The sequence below is a fragment of the Alteromonas sp. AWJ4_199 genome, assembly GCF_056159165.1.
This window is the reverse complement of sequence record NZ_JBSWUR010000001.1, coordinates 879,301-893,416: the sequence shown is the minus strand read 5'-3', so window position 1 is coordinate 893,416 and position 14,116 is coordinate 879,301. Positions and strand designations below refer to the sequence as shown.

11 protein-coding genes and 5 tRNA genes are annotated in these 14,116 nt (G+C 41.6%); 10 read left to right on the top strand and 6 right to left on the bottom strand.

Annotated features, from left to right (window positions below):
• Positions 1 to 438: 438 nt before the first annotated feature.
• From ACXAER_RS03965 to ACXAER_RS03945, 5 genes are all read left to right on the top strand, one after another.
• Positions 439 to 1,971 carry a hypothetical protein gene (locus ACXAER_RS03965; protein WP_474826750.1) on the top strand — a complete coding sequence of 511 codons (1,533 nt, stop codon included), beginning with the start codon at positions 439 to 441 and terminating at the stop codon, positions 1,969 to 1,971.
• Positions 1,958 to 2,908, top strand: a complete 951-nt coding sequence (locus ACXAER_RS03960; protein ID WP_474826748.1) for a glycosyltransferase family 2 protein — start codon at positions 1,958 to 1,960, stop codon at positions 2,906 to 2,908. The genes ACXAER_RS03965 and ACXAER_RS03960 overlap by 14 nt, the downstream gene beginning before the upstream one ends.
• The gene (locus tag ACXAER_RS03955) at positions 2,898 to 3,302 is read left to right on the top strand and encodes a GtrA family protein (RefSeq protein ID WP_474826746.1); all 405 of its coding nucleotides are present in this window, start codon (positions 2,898 to 2,900) and stop codon (positions 3,300 to 3,302) included. Before ACXAER_RS03960 ends, ACXAER_RS03955 begins: the two co-directional genes overlap by 11 nt.
• Before the next feature lie 610 nt (positions 3,303 to 3,912).
• A complete protein-coding gene (locus ACXAER_RS03950; RefSeq protein ID WP_474826744.1) occupies positions 3,913 to 5,535 on the top strand; it encodes a methyl-accepting chemotaxis protein in 1,623 nt (540 codons plus the stop codon).
• A 174-nt stretch (positions 5,536 to 5,709) separates the two neighbouring features.
• Positions 5,710 to 6,612 carry a histone deacetylase family protein gene (locus ACXAER_RS03945; RefSeq protein WP_474826741.1) on the top strand — a complete coding sequence of 301 codons (903 nt, stop codon included), beginning with the start codon at positions 5,710 to 5,712 and terminating at the stop codon, positions 6,610 to 6,612.
• Positions 6,613 to 6,693: 81 nt separating this feature from the next.
• Here ACXAER_RS03945 and ACXAER_RS03940 read toward each other — a convergent pair whose 3' ends face one another.
• The 6 genes from ACXAER_RS03940 to folD all read right to left on the bottom strand — a co-directional run bounded on the left by ACXAER_RS03940 (position 6,694) and on the right by folD (position 13,046).
• A complete protein-coding gene (locus ACXAER_RS03940; protein WP_474826739.1) occupies positions 6,694 to 7,710 on the bottom strand; it encodes a phospholipase A in 1,017 nt (338 codons plus the stop codon).
• A gap of 35 nt (positions 7,711 to 7,745) precedes the next feature.
• Complete coding sequence (locus ACXAER_RS03935) at positions 7,746 to 8,588, bottom strand: MBL fold metallo-hydrolase (protein WP_474826737.1); 843 nt, start codon at positions 8,586 to 8,588, stop codon at positions 7,746 to 7,748.
• Positions 8,589 to 8,626: 38 nt separating this feature from the next.
• On the bottom strand, positions 8,627 to 10,345 hold the full coding sequence (locus ACXAER_RS03930) for a proline--tRNA ligase (RefSeq protein WP_474826735.1): 1,719 nt from the start codon (positions 10,343 to 10,345) through the stop codon (positions 8,627 to 8,629).
• Between the two features lie 193 nt (positions 10,346 to 10,538).
• On the bottom strand, positions 10,539 to 11,258 hold the full coding sequence (gene tsaA / locus ACXAER_RS03925) for a tRNA (N6-threonylcarbamoyladenosine(37)-N6)-methyltransferase TrmO (RefSeq protein ID WP_474826732.1): 720 nt from the start codon (positions 11,256 to 11,258) through the stop codon (positions 10,539 to 10,541).
• A 250-nt stretch (positions 11,259 to 11,508) separates the two neighbouring features.
• Complete coding sequence (locus tag ACXAER_RS03920) at positions 11,509 to 12,087, bottom strand: DUF1415 domain-containing protein (RefSeq protein ID WP_474826730.1); 579 nt, start codon at positions 12,085 to 12,087, stop codon at positions 11,509 to 11,511.
• A gap of 104 nt (positions 12,088 to 12,191) precedes the next feature.
• Positions 12,192 to 13,046, bottom strand: a complete 855-nt coding sequence (gene folD / locus ACXAER_RS03915; RefSeq protein ID WP_118493308.1) for a bifunctional methylenetetrahydrofolate dehydrogenase/methenyltetrahydrofolate cyclohydrolase FolD — start codon at positions 13,044 to 13,046, stop codon at positions 12,192 to 12,194.
• Positions 13,047 to 13,541: 495 nt separating this feature from the next.
• Between folD and ACXAER_RS03910 the strand changes: the two genes are divergently transcribed.
• From ACXAER_RS03910 to ACXAER_RS03890, 5 genes are all read left to right on the top strand, one after another.
• A tRNA-Pro gene (locus ACXAER_RS03910) sits at positions 13,542 to 13,618 on the top strand.
• Between the two features lie 24 nt (positions 13,619 to 13,642).
• Positions 13,643 to 13,719, top strand: a tRNA-Arg gene (locus tag ACXAER_RS03905).
• A gap of 87 nt (positions 13,720 to 13,806) precedes the next feature.
• A tRNA-His gene (locus ACXAER_RS03900) sits at positions 13,807 to 13,882 on the top strand.
• A 6-nt stretch (positions 13,883 to 13,888) separates the two neighbouring features.
• Positions 13,889 to 13,973: transfer RNA gene (locus tag ACXAER_RS03895), tRNA-Leu, on the top strand.
• A 42-nt stretch (positions 13,974 to 14,015) separates the two neighbouring features.
• A tRNA-Pro gene (locus tag ACXAER_RS03890) sits at positions 14,016 to 14,092 on the top strand.
• Positions 14,093 to 14,116 lie beyond the last annotated feature (24 nt).

The following is a 14,116-nucleotide window of genomic DNA, read 5'->3' as shown; positions in this document are numbered from 1 at the left end:
GCTTGAATCGAAATGGTAACTATGCCAATAATTGAATTTCATGGTTCTTAATCACCCTATCAGTTATTGAACATAAAGGCTTAAATTCGGTGATGGAGGTTTGAAGAAAAAGAACCAAAAACACTGAAGGATCGGAGAATAAATAATAGTGTAATGACAACCAAGTAAAACTACATACCGAAAAACAATAGGGCGTATGTATTGTTAACGATAAGGATGATAAGAACGAATGCCGTCTAAGCTCGAAGTCAAAAACTTCACAATGAAGCCGGATATATTAACGTAAACCAAATGTTCAAAACAGCATGTTTATTCTTGCAACATTGGAAGAAGTCAAGTGGGCGTTCTAATAAAATTTCAATGATCTTCTGCTTTTATGAATAGCCTAATAAAATAGCAGTTTGTAAGCTGTTTTGTACTAAAAAATTGTGGAAATCGATGAATATAGCTAAGGAACATTTCAATCAAGATATTAGTTCTTTATTAAACTTAAAGCGCACAAAGTTCATTCTTTACTTGGGAATTACACTGATTATTGCTATAGGTAGAATGAATACTTATGTTAACACTGGGCATGCGGACGCTCAGCTATTTGACTACTTCGGCGAAAGACTGCTAAATGGCGATAAAATCTATAAAGATATTTGGGACATTAAGCCTCCCGGAATTTTCTACGTAAACGCAGCTTTAAACTACATTTCGCCGCATTCTTTTGCTCCCCACGCAGTAACAGAGTTTTTCCTACTGATAATAACATCGATCTTATTATTTAAAATAGTGTTATCCGGTACAAATACAATTTGTGCATACTGCTCTGTGTATTTTTTTTCAATGCTATCTGCATTACACCAATATAATGAAGGAGGTAACCTAACCGAATTATATGTTGTTTTTTTTATGGTTTTGTCAATATTCTTATTTACAAATTTCACTGTAATAAGCTCTCGATTTTTTTCCGGTTTTTGTGTAGCAATCTCCACATTTTTCAAGTTAAACGGAGCTTCACTTATCCTTGTGATTCCGATTTATATTTTTATAGAGATTATATTTTTTAAGCGGAAAAAAGGAATAATGCTTTCTGTTTTGGTTTTTCTTGTCGGTTTTGTAAGCTTCTGGATAGCCATTTTTTTTACCCATGAAGATTTTTATGAATTAGTAAGAGTTTCTTTTTATTATCCATTTCAATATTCTGTAAATTCCATATCGAGTATCTCAGAATTTCTTGTCACATTAGAAGAAAGAGTTGAAGTTACCAAACTAATGGTTTGGTTTTTGGTCTATGGATTTACTTTCTCATTGATTCTGATGTTCAGGAGAAGTAGCAATGCTAGAGAAAACACAACGACGTTTATTCTGATTTTCGGTTGGGCACTCAGCGACGTTTTGGGAGTGGTGGCAGGAGGGAGGTTGTACGGTCATTATTTTATGCTGTCATTTGCATCTATATCTGCACTCGTAGGATATGTTATTTTTAATAAAAATTTACGTCTAATATCAGTTTTTTTTCTCTTTTCTTCAATGTATCTAATAAGTCTTCAAGCGTTAAAAGACTTCAAGTGGTCGGTTTTTCCCGCATTAATGTCTCATGAAATTCCATCAAGAGAAGTAAATACGATAGTTCAATGTATAGAATATTTATCTAGTTCCAATAGTTATATGTATGTTGTGCCATATAAGCCGCTTTATTATAACCAACTGGATTTACCCTCAGCTTCACGTTTCACGACCACGGTTAATTTAAGAGATTCAAGAGATGCTGAACATTATATCGCTAGTGTTTTGCTAAGAGATTTACACAAAAATATGCCTGACTTTATTATCAATAGTGAAAATATTTCACTCCCTGAGTTATTCAATCTTAAGTTAGCCAACTTTATTGACGAACACTATATTAGCTTTATTAAATTTAATGAAGACGTTCTTTATCTTAAAAAATCAAAAGTTACGGATGGTTTTAATGAGTGTAAATGAAAAAATTTCTCTTGTTGCTCCAATGTACAATGAGTCTGAAGTAATCGATATGTTTTTTAATGCAGTTGAGGTGTGTTTCTCTCGCATTGATTATGACTACGAGGTGATCTGTGTTAACGACGGCAGTATTGACAGTACTTACGAGTCTTTAAAAGTAATATCAGAAAAGAATTCGCGAGTTAAAATTGTAAATTTGTCGAAGAATTATGGAAAGGAAATTGCTCTTACTGCTGGCTTAGACCATGTATCGGGTGATGCAGCGATCCCTATAGATTGTGACTTACAAGATCCGATAGAAATTATTCCTCAACTAATCGAAAAATGGAAAGAAGGTTTTGATGTTGTCTTGGCAAGGCGAGTTGATAGAAGTTCAGATTCGTTTCTCAAACGTTGCACATCAAGCTTGTTCTACAAGTTAATTGATAAAGTTTCAGATGTCCATATTCCATCGAATGTTGGTGATTTTCGTTTGATGGATAAAAAGGTAGTTTTTGCACTGTCGCAATATAGAGAAAAGTCCCGTTTTATGAAGGGATTACTGGCGAGTCTGGGTTTTAAAGAGACTGTGGTAGATTATGTCCGTGCACCAAGAGCCGCTGGTGAAACAAAATGGAACTATTGGAAGTTATATAAATTAGCACTTGAAGGTATAATTTCTTTTACTTCGTTACCACTAAAAATATGGTCCTATATAGGCGCAACTGTTGCGCTTGGGGCCTTCGTTTTTGGTATATATCTTATATTTAAGACACTCATTCTAGGAATCGATACACCTGGCTATGCCTCTTTAATGGTTGTACTCCTCTTCATGAGTGGTCTAATTCTTTTATGTCTTGGCGTGATTGGTGAATATTTGGCTAGGATTTTTATTGAATCCAAAAAGAGACCAATATACTTGGTGATGGATAAGGTTGGTTTTGATTCTGATGAAAATTAGAGATGTTGGAACTCTGTCAAAATTCGCATCTGTTGGTTTAATGTCTACAGTAATCCATGCATTTGTATATGCTTTAGGTGTGTATTCTTTTAATATTGAAGCACAATTTTCGAATTTGGCGGGTTACTTGGTTGCTGTACTTTTTTCGTATTATTTTCAAATGAATTGGACGTTCACAGGTAGGGAAAATGAAGCAAGCTTTGGATCATTTACGAAATTTATAAGTTCAAGTCTAATTGGATTAGTTTTAAATGCATCATTTGTCTTTATGGTTGATGAGGTAATTTTAATAGACCCTATGTATGCATTAGTAGGAATAGTGTTTTTCACACCTGTAGTAACTTTTGTTTTGTTAAATTTTTGGGTTTTTCCAAAACGAGGTAAAATAAATTAATTGCTTTCATAATCACACCAGAATTCATATATGCTCTTCTCCTGTATTGCAAGGTTTATCATCTAGATAACAGGGACAGTGTCGCTGTCATATATTCGGCCTTTAATTATCTGTAATAGCTATGAACCTGATGTATTTCGCGAAAATCGTTCTTACGCAAATTAAGATAATAAGTGCACCACTCATGGTTAAACGGTGATGAGGCGATCAATTGCCTGTTGATTGTATTCTATGGTAGCCAAACTAATAAAAGTATTGCCATAAGTTACAAGTAGTTCATCGAAGGACAAAGATAACAAATAGAGGCCTACTTACGCGATGGTTTCAGTTATCGAGAAATTGGAAAACACCTGAAAAGAGTCAATGCTTCTGTCCACTTCCCCATTAATGAGACCGATGAAGTGCCTTGGTTATAAAACTCCTGAAGTCGTCCTTAATAAAATACGCAGAGCGGCCCAATTTAGTGAGTGGTGCACTTCGGACTTGCACTCGCGAGTGTATGTTTTTGTATATATTGGTATGTTGATTAATACCAAAGGTGTAACCTTATCGTCATAAAAATATCATCTAATGGCTACGTCCTCTTTAAATTTATACTAAAGGTTAAGCCGTGTTCAATTACACAAGCATCAGCCGTTTGGTGATGACGCCTGTTCTCGCCAGCTTTTTCATTCTTGTACTATTAAACGGTGCCTCAATTCTAAAGTCTTTCTCGTTACTTAATTCATTCGATGAGTTAGAAAACACACTAGTTCAGTCGGAGCGTGACGTTAATTCCACGCTTGGTGCATTCAAAACCCAAGTCCAAGAATGGAAAAATGTATTGCTGCGTGGCCATAAAAAAGAAGATAGAGAAAAGTACTGGGAGCGATTTAAACAGCGTGAAGCTGATATTACTCGGCAGTTCGACATGATGCTATCAAGCGATGTGGTGAGTGATAGCGTGAAGTCCGATATCAGGCAGTTTCAAAAAGCGCACGCTGTCATGGCCGAAAAATACCGAGAAGGCTACAACGCATTTGTTAACTCAGGTTTTGACCCTAAAGTTGGCGATAGCTTTGTGCGCGGTATTGATAGGGAGCCCGCTAAGCTTTTATCAAGCATTGCATCAGAAATTGCAGCAGATTCTGCAAACGCAATAGCTGAGCTTAAAGCCAATACGCGCACTATGCTTTGGATAATTCTTTTGGCAGCTATTGCATTGTCAGTACTTTCAGTTGTGTATGTTATTGCTCGCTTGCGCTCTCAAGTTATCAAGCCAACGAAGGCTGTTGCTGCGTGTATATCGAACTTAGCTAATAGCCGCTATGACTATGAATTAACTTACACAAGTGAGCACGAACTGGGTATGTTGGCTGATTCCGCACGAGCTTTGCAATATAAGTTAAAAGATTCGGTTGCACAGCTTCAACAGGCAGAGCGAGAAATGGAAAAGGCGTTTGGCACCCTTGGTAACGTCAGCCAGTCTATTATGGAGGGAGCAAATGGACAGCGCGATGCATCGCGCTCGCTTGATAGCAGCACAGATAAACTGAAAGAGATTGTACAAAATTTAGTGGCCATTACTGACCAGGTTGCTGTTGCTACGAATAACTCTGAAAAGAACGTGGCGAGTTGCTATGCCACGTTCGAAAGCGCTAATGCAGGCTTTAAGCAGCTAGCTAAAACGGTAACGGAATCAAGTAATATCGTGTCAGAACTGCAAAGCCGCAGTACCAATATTCTAAAAGTGGTGAACGTCATTAATGAAATTGCCGATCAAACCAATCTGTTAGCGTTAAATGCAGCAATTGAAGCGGCTAGGGCAGGAGAGCATGGCCGTGGTTTTGCGGTAGTGGCCGATGAAGTTCGGGCACTAGCAGCTAAAACGCAGCAGTCGACCAAAGAAATAAACGATATTTTGAGCAGCTTTGAAGCGGAAGCAAAAGGTGCAGTTGCTGCTATGTCCTCTGGCAAGCAGCTATCTGATACCAACGCGGCAGAGGCAGCTACGGCACTCGAAACCCTCAATAATGTGGTGAGAGATATTCAAGAAACCGCGAGCGTAGTTGTTGCGCTAAACGAAGCGGCGGACGAGCAAGAGGCTGTACTTCAGCAAGTAGAAACAATAATTAGCAACGTGGTGACATCATCTGAAAAATACCATCAACTTGCGCAGCGTGATGACATGTCTCGTTCAATGAAAAGTATGTCAGAAAACGTTGAAAAGGTGGTGAACAGTTTGACCCGCTAACTGTGCTTTGTCAGTATTAGTACTAGAACGCAAAGATAACAACCTACTCAGCGAGCAATTATCTATTCGGGTTGGTATAACGTGAAAACAAACAAAGGAGTGCATAAATAAATCGCGCTCCTTTTATTTTTTCTGTTACCGATTTCATGCGCCCATAAACTAGTACTGATAATAATGACTACACCACTCGTATTTCACCCTATTTATAGCCAATTAGACCTTCCCGAGCGACACCGCTTTCCTATCGAAAAATATGTGGGTATTCGAGATGAACTTGTAAAACGCGGTGTCGATAAAGCGCGTTTTATTACCCCGTCACCTATAGATTTATCCTTTCTTACGGCCTATTACGACTCGGACTATGTTAGTGCACTCACTACCGGCGCACTAGATAAAAAAGCCATGCGCCGCATAGGATTTCCGTGGTCGCAACAGTTGATTGAGCGTACCCGCACAGCTGTTGCTGGTACCTGTTTAACAGCCAAACTCGCGCTAGAGCATGGGAAAGCCTTGAATTTGACTGGCGGCTATCATCACGCCTTCGCTGACTTTGGCTCAGGGTTTTGTTTGTTCAACGACTTGTATTTGGCAGCGAAAACCATGCAGCAAGCCCCGTCAGTTGAAAATGTGCTTATTGTCGATTTAGACGTACATCAGGGGGATGGTACCGCTAAACTTGCCGAAAACAATCGGGATATATTCACCTTATCCATTCACGGCGAGAAAAACTTTCCGCACAGAAAACAGCGTTCCGATATTGATATAGGGCTCGATAAGGGCACCGAAGACGACGAGTATTTAACCACGCTAGAACAAGCGCTAACCATGGTGATGAGACAGTTTCAACCCGATGCCATCATCTATGACGCAGGCGTTGATGTACATGTAAACGACGATCTAGGCCACTTACATGTATCTACCCAAGGTGTTTATGAAAGAGACAAGGCAGTATTTGCCCTCGCTGACCGTTTAGGTGTTCCAATTGCAGCGGTCATAGGTGGTGGATATCAAAGGGATATTACCGCGCTGGTGGATGTGCATATTCAGCTTTATCGGGCGGCAGGTATAATTGATTAGCTGAGGCGAGTAGCAGTTTAAAAAAACGCGCTCAAACGGGGTGTTTGCAGCGCGCTTATTTATTAAGCATGAATATCTGTTTTACAAAAAGTGCAGCTGAAAACCAAGGCCAATGCGCTCTTGTGAGCGGTTGTAGTCAATAAGCGAGTCGCCGTAGCCATTAAAGTACTGAAGCAGCAATTCATAACGATCAGATATAGGGTAGGTGAAATCTAACTGAATACTGCCTCTGTTTTCGTCAAAATCCAGATTGTTTCTCAGTAACGCCAGTACCTTGAAAGCACCAATTTTTCTGCCGTAACCAAATTCCATTCGGCCGTAGTAATCCTGAATGTCTGGGTTATCGTCTCCTGTCGGGTCAAGCGGGTCTGCTTTTTCATCTTCAGGAATACGATACCAAGTCTTAAAGTAGTAAATATCGTCGTTGTCACTGAATACTATAGATGCGAAAAGGCGGTTCCAACTGCGAGAGCGCAAACCGCTTTGGCCGTTCGACATATGATTGAAACCGACCTGGAAAGTATTAAATTTGTAACCAAGTACCGAATAGTCAGCAGTTTCTTGCCAGAAAACTTCTGGCTCGTAATTGGTTTCACGAAAGGGCTTCGACGCTTCACTATTATAAAGCTGCCAGAAAGAAGTTACCGTAAAGCCGAAGTATAAGCCGTCGAAACCAGTATCTTCTAGGTATAGTGGTAGCTTGGCACTTACCTGAAACTTAGCTTCTTTATTATCTATGTTTTCTTCCGTTAATTCTTCATTACCGAATGTATTAGGGTTAGAAACGTAAGTAATAGGAAGTAAATAGTTTTGTCTATGTTGGGTAATAGCAAAAACGTTATCCAGTGCTTCTTTATCACCTTCTAAGCGGTTGTCTAATGCGCTCTCTGTAGTCGTATCACGTTTAATGATGTCAATAACTTCAATACCGCTTTCTTCTTGAGGCCGCTGCTCATCTGCCTTTTCAACAACGCTTTCCTGTTCGCTGTTCTCGATAGATGACGGTTGTTCGCTTACCGCTTCTTGTGATTCTTGAGCGCATACTGACGTGCAGGCAGCAAACGCTGCCAATATTATAAAAGGCTTTAAAACAGACACCTTTAATTCTCCGTTGCAAGGGGTTGTTATTATGCTTAACTGAAGTCCAGCGTTTGGCCTTCTGAAGATGCAAATACGTGTAAAGTAGACTCTGCCACTGTGACATAGTCATTACAGTGGGTTACGACATCATCTATATCGTCATCAGTACGTTCTGGATCATGACTATATAACGCTAATTGTTTTACATGACTGGCCATAGCCAGTTTTACCGCTTCCTCTGCAACGGAATGACCCCAACCATTTTTTGCCGGCATGTCAGATGACATGTACTGTGCGTCGTGAATAAGCAAGTCTGCATTATCAGCGAACTTAGCAAAATCTAGAAAATCTGTTTCTTTTTTATAAGGGGGGTAGAGCTCGTTATCGGTGATATAAGCAATTTTGGCACCGTCGGCCTCAATACAATATGCACTACCGCTACCTGGGTGATTCATAGCTAAGCGGGTAATAGTTGCACTTCCGATGGTAAATGTATTCTCTGTTACAGGAAACTCAATAAGGCTTATGGATGATTTTAACGCACTTTTCGGAACGGGGAACAATGACCCTTCCATTTGCTTCAAGATTTGATCTGGCTCGTTGAGCTGTGTAAGGCCTGGATAAATGTTTATTTCACGTGACTCTTGGTAAATGGGCGCAAAAAAGGGAAAACCTTGAATATGGTCCCAGTGGTTGTGACTTAACAAAAGGTGAATTGGCGTTGTTTTCTTAATCAGGCGATCGCCAAGCAAACGGATGCCTGTGCCTGAGTCGAGAATGATATCTGTACCATCCTCGAGCTCAATGTGAACGCATGCGGTGTTGCCACCATAACGAACGTAAGCTGCCCCTGGAGTGGGAATTGATCCTCTTACGCCATAAAATGTTAACCGCATACGCCCTCATCTACTTATCAAATGGGCAAGTTCAAGTTTTAGAGAGCGGCTACAAAGTCTTTTGCTGCGCTAAGATCTAATAACTGTTTCTCGCCAGTGTTTCTATTCTTATATTCAACCTGTTGATTATCTAGGTTTCTTTCACCAATGACAATGCTGTGAGGTATGCCAATTAATTCCATATCATTGAACATAACACCTGGGCGTTCTTTTCTATCGTCAAATAACACTTCTACGCCAAGGGCAATTAGCTCTTCGTAAAGCGCTTCTGCTGCTTCTTTTATGCGGTGAGACTTATGCATATTCATAGGTATTAATGCAATTTTAAACGGCGCAATAGGATCTGGCCACTTTATGCCGAATTTATCGTGGTTTTGTTCGATAGCTGCTGCAACAATTCGAGACACTCCAATTCCGTAACAACCCATAGTAAGGGTTTGGTGTTTACCAGTCTCGCTTAGCACACCGCAATTCATGGCTTCTGAATATTTGCTACCAAGTTGGAAGATATGACCCACTTCAATACCGCGCTTGATATCAAGTGTGCCTTTACCGTCTGGAGCCGCATCGCCAGCGACGACATTGCGAATATCTATACCAGTAATATCATCAGACCAATTTACGTTGATGTTCATTTTACCGCCAGCGCCAGCGCCTGTTGTAAAATCTGCTAGGGCTGCAGCACTAGCATCCACGTAAGTTGGGATTGGAAGGTTAGTTGCGTCTGCAAAATAGGGTACTACACCAAGCACTTCTTTCGCTTTGTCGAATGACGCTTCAACCAGCGGGGTAGCAACACCTTCAATTTTCTCTGCTTTAATATCATTTAATTCGTGGTCGGCGCGCAGCACTAATGCAACCCAGTTGTCTGCGTGTACTTCTTCGCCTTTGTCATCCGCAGCGTTCGCCGCTTTTACCACAACAACTTTTACAGCATTGGTTAAATCGGCATCTATACTTTTGAGTATTTTTTCGAAGTCTTTGCCTTTGGCATCTTTAGTTTCTACCGCTGCACCGGTTGCTTGCGCTTTTTCTGGCGCCACAGCGGCGGCCATTTCAACGTTAGCCGCGTAGTCGCTGTCTGATGAGAATGCAATGGCGTCTTCACCAGAGTCAGCTAGCACGTGAAACTCATGAGAATGATTCCCACCGATTGAGCCTGAATCAGCAATTACCGCCCTGAAGTCTAGGCCCATACGCGAGAATATATTGCAGTAAGCATCGTACATTTTTTGATACGTTTCTTCTAAACAGCTATCTTCTAAATGGAAGCTGTACGCATCTTTCATGGTAAATTCACGACCGCGCATAATGCCGAAACGAGGACGTACTTCGTCGCGGAATTTGGTCTGAATTTGATAAAGGTTCAGTGGTAATTGTTTGTAGCTACTAATTTCATTGCGTACAAGGGCAGTTATCACTTCTTCGTGAGTTGGGCCCAATACGAAGTCGCGCTGGTGGCGGTCTTTTACGCGAAGCAGTTCTGGGCCATATTCTTCCCAGCGTCCTGACTCTTCCCAAAGGTCAGCCGGCTGTACAACAGGCATTAGCACTTCAATAGCGCCTGCTTTGTTCATTTCTTCACGAACAATATTGGCTACTTTATTCAGTACACGAAGACCTGACGGCAGCCATGTGTAAAGACCTGAGGCAAGCTTTCTGATCATACCAGCTCTCAGCATAAGCTGGTGGCTGATAACCTCTGCATCAGCAGGTGTTTCTTTCTGCGTGGCAAGCAAATATTGACTAGTGCGCATGTAAAGCAGGTATCCTGTTTTCAATGTATTAAGACTGTTTGTGTTCTGGCCTTCTGCAATAAGTTGTACACATTATGCAATTTGTGGAATTGTTGCTAAATGCTTTAACCAAAGAATGGGCATCACACGTTTTGGCGGTATTCTAATTAACTGCGAGCCATTTCGCCACAGACTGTTGACACTAAAAGTGTAATTATCCTAAATGAACGAGCTCAGTTACCCATACCACACTGTTTGTTACTTTAAAGCCAACATCTATATCGTAAAGGGTAACGCGATAGGTTTTTTCGTCATCATCCAACTTTTGTTTATACGCTGGACGTGGGTCTTGCGCCAGTACCGCCTTAACTAAAGAGGTAAAGTCGCTGTATTTCTTGTCTATTTCAGAAAGCGTTGGCCTGAGCGTATCTAAAAATTCGACATGGCGCTGGGGAATAGGGCTAATGTCGTCAAGCTTGTCGCTTGCGTTTTGAACACTATCTGCATAACTAATGTAAGGTTTGATATCGATAAGCGGCGTTCCGTCTACTAAATCCACGCCTTCTACAAGTAAATGCGTTTTGCCGTTATCGTGCACTAGTCCCTTATTTCTCACGACAGACATACCAATGCTGTTCGGCCGATGCGTGCTGCGAGTCGCTAATACACCCATAGTGGCATTGCCGCCTAGCCGAGGCGCCTTTACTGTATTTTTCCAACCGCGCTCAATATTCTGATGAAAGATAAAAAGCAGCCACAGATGACTATAACTTTCTATCCCCTTTAGCATGTGGATATCGTTAAACCCTTCTTCAAACGCAATTACCCCATGAGCTTTTGCTAAGTTAGGTTGCCTTGGGATGGCAAACTTTTGTTTGAAAGGCGTAGCGATAGTTGCGATTGTCGATACAGTAAATGAAGTTGGGGGAGTCACGGGTCTGCTTTAACCTAATTGAAAATGATTCTTGCTGTCATATTACTCTCATACTTAACTGGTAATGTAACAGTGCAAGTGAAAACTTGAACCAAATACAGCATTTTTTCGGTTCACGAATGGGATGTTTATTTGGGTTCCCTGGATTAATCCAGCATTTTGGGCCTGAACAGTTATTGCACTAGGACTTTTTCTAGCTCCAGTTTACAAAACTTGTGTGCATAGCAGAGCAAATAAAAACACTTGTGTTTTACTGCGCAGGCTTATCTTTTTTCATTGTTTCCAATGCATTCTTAAAATAAGGGCAGCCTAGTGCCCGCGCCTTATCAATGTTATGACTGAATATCTTTTCCGCGTCCTCTTCTTTCTTCATATAACGAGTAATGTCAGCTTCGCGGATTAAATGCAAGAGCGGGTAGGGGGAACGATTCGTGTAATTTTCAGCATCGTTAAAATCGCTACCGTCAAACACATAGTCAGGGTGAAAGCTCGCGAGTTGATAGGTGCCACTGTATCCCCAGTCATGCAACATATTATCGCCAATAGCTAGCACATCGAGGTACTCTTCAAAGTCAGCAAGGCTCGGGTGTGTCAGTGCAATTAGCGTGGTAGCGGTGCTCTCATTCTCTTCCAAATGGTGAAGTTCATCGTACAGAGATTGAATAACGTCCCCTGCATCCCCCGCTATTACTTTACAGCGAATTTGATTTGGCGTTCTTACATAGCGTGCAAAGGGACAAAAATTGTGTTTGATCACAATATCATCAACCCACTTAAGCGTTGCATCAATTACGTGTTGTTCGCACAACGGAGATGTTGGTTCTGCCATAGAGAAGTTATTCAATTTAGGTCTTCATTCAATGAGAGGGGAGTGTAAAGCAAAAAGGCAGAAATTTAATTTCTGCCTTTAAAATTTGATTAAGCCCTAGTGCTTTAAGAATGAAACTTAACGTACGCCTCAAGCGTGTTTTCTATCAAACTTGCCACTGTCATAGGGCCAACACCGCCAGGTACAGGTGTTATCCAGCCTGCACGCTCTTTGGCTTTTTCAAAATCAACATCGCCTATTAATGAGCCATCATTAAGACGATTAATGCCCACGTCAATCACAATCGCCCCAGGCTTAACCCAGTCGCCAGGTATAAAGTTAGGTTTACCGACAGCTACAACGAGTAAGTCTGCACGCTGAACATGGCTTTTAAGGTCTTGGGTAAACTTGTGGCAGGTAGTAACAGTACAGCCGGCCAACAATAATTCAAGACTCATAGGGCGGCCCACAATATTCGACGCACCCACAATAACCGCATCTAAACCCTTAACAGGGCGTTTAGTAGACTCAATCATGGTCATGATGCCTTTTGGCGTACAAGGGCGTAGCGCAGGAATACGCTGTGCAAGACGACCAATGTTATAGGGGTGGAAACCATCGACATCTTTATGCGGGTGAATACGCTCTAGTACTTTTTCCGCGTTGAGACCGGCCGGTAGTGGAAGTTGCACTAGAATACCGTCTATCTCTTTATCTTCGTTTAGCTCGTCCACTAAGTTAAGCAAGGTTTCTTCCGTAGTGTCGGAAGGAAGGTCGAAAGAGCGAGAAACGAATCCTACTTCTTCACAGGCTTTACGCTTATTTGAAACATAAACTTGAGAAGCGGCATCACTGCCTACGAGGACAACGGCAAGACCAGGCTGTCTTTTACCTGCCTGAGTAAGTGATTCAACATAGGATGTTACGTGTTGGCGAACTTGCTTGGCAATTAATTTGCCGTCAATAAGATGGGCGGTCATAGTCTTGTACGATTCTTATATGGTTGGGTGGTCAACAAGTGCCCTATATTGTTTCATAAAACAGGGGGAATACTCTAGCAATTATTAGATAGTAGTTATTGGTCGTAACCGAACCTTGAATAAGTTGAAGTTAACCATACAGCGTGTGTAACTGAGTAACCGCCCTACATGAAAGAAATAACGAGAGACTAACAACGTCAAAAAGTAGTTTACGTGAAAATAAATAAAGCCCTTTCCTTTAAGCTTGGTTGTCCGGTCCGTGTTGAACGAATAACTTTCCCGTATTATCAACCTGGCAAACTCGTTTATGGGTTGCTTAGCGTGGTTAAAAGTAGCGAAATAGAAGCGGGATTGTACAAAAAAACATGATAATGAGTGCTTTGTGAGCGGTTGGTGATTTTATTTAAAAAAGTGTTTGACGAGGTGGGGGGATGTCAGTAATATTCGCACCCCGTAACGGCACAGAGGCTTAGTCTTCTTAGTCGATACGACAGTCGGTGAGTGGCGCAGCTTGGTAGCGCACTTGTTTTGGGTACAAGGGGTCGCAGGTTCAAATCCTGTCTCACCGACCACTTTTTGCAGCGAAGATTCGCCAAGCGCCCGTAGCTCAGCTGGATAGAGCAACGGCCTTCTAAGCCGTGGGTCGCAGGTTCGAATCCTGCCGGGCGCGCCATGCGAGTCAGGTAGGTCCTGATAGTAAGGCTGAATTTTTGTATCTACACTGCTAGTATAAGTTTTGTAGACTGCAACACACCCTATGGTGGGCGTAGCTCAGTTGGTAGAGCCCCGGATTGTGATTCCGGTTGTCGTGGGTTCAAGTCCCATCGTCCACCCCACTTTTAGCGGAAGTGGTGGAATTGGTAGACACGCTGGATTTAGGTTCCAGTGCTTCACGGCGTGAGAGTTCAAGTCTCTCCTTCCGCACCATATTTTCAAGCTTTTTTAAAAGCTTAAATTAAGCATTCCTGTCGGTGAGTGGCGCAGCTTGGTAGCGCACTTGTTTTGGGTACAAGGGGTCGCAGGTTCAAATCCTGTCTCACCGACCATTTATGTTTATTTGACTTAGCAAA

Bases quoted from the DNA above. Each gene is read 5' to 3' on its own strand.
- ACXAER_RS03965 (WP_474826750.1), top strand. From the start codon at position 439: ATGAATATAGCTAAGGAACATTTCAATCAAGATATTAGTTCTTTATTA.
- ACXAER_RS03960 (WP_474826748.1), top strand. From the start codon at position 1,958: ATGAGTGTAAATGAAAAAATTTCTCTTGTTGCTCCAATGTACAATGAG.
- ACXAER_RS03955 (WP_474826746.1), top strand. From the start codon at position 2,898: ATGAAAATTAGAGATGTTGGAACTCTGTCAAAATTCGCATCTGTTGGT.
- ACXAER_RS03945 (WP_474826741.1), top strand. From the start codon at position 5,710: ATGACTACACCACTCGTATTTCACCCTATTTATAGCCAATTAGACCTT.
- ACXAER_RS03935 (WP_474826737.1), bottom strand. From the start codon at position 8,588: ATGCGGTTAACATTTTATGGCGTAAGAGGATCAATTCCCACTCCAGGG.
- ACXAER_RS03930 (WP_474826735.1), bottom strand. From the start codon at position 10,345: ATGCGCACTAGTCAATATTTGCTTGCCACGCAGAAAGAAACACCTGCT.
- ACXAER_RS03920 (WP_474826730.1), bottom strand. From the start codon at position 12,087: ATGGCAGAACCAACATCTCCGTTGTGCGAACAACACGTAATTGATGCA.
- folD (WP_118493308.1), bottom strand. From the start codon at position 13,046: ATGACCGCCCATCTTATTGACGGCAAATTAATTGCCAAGCAAGTTCGC.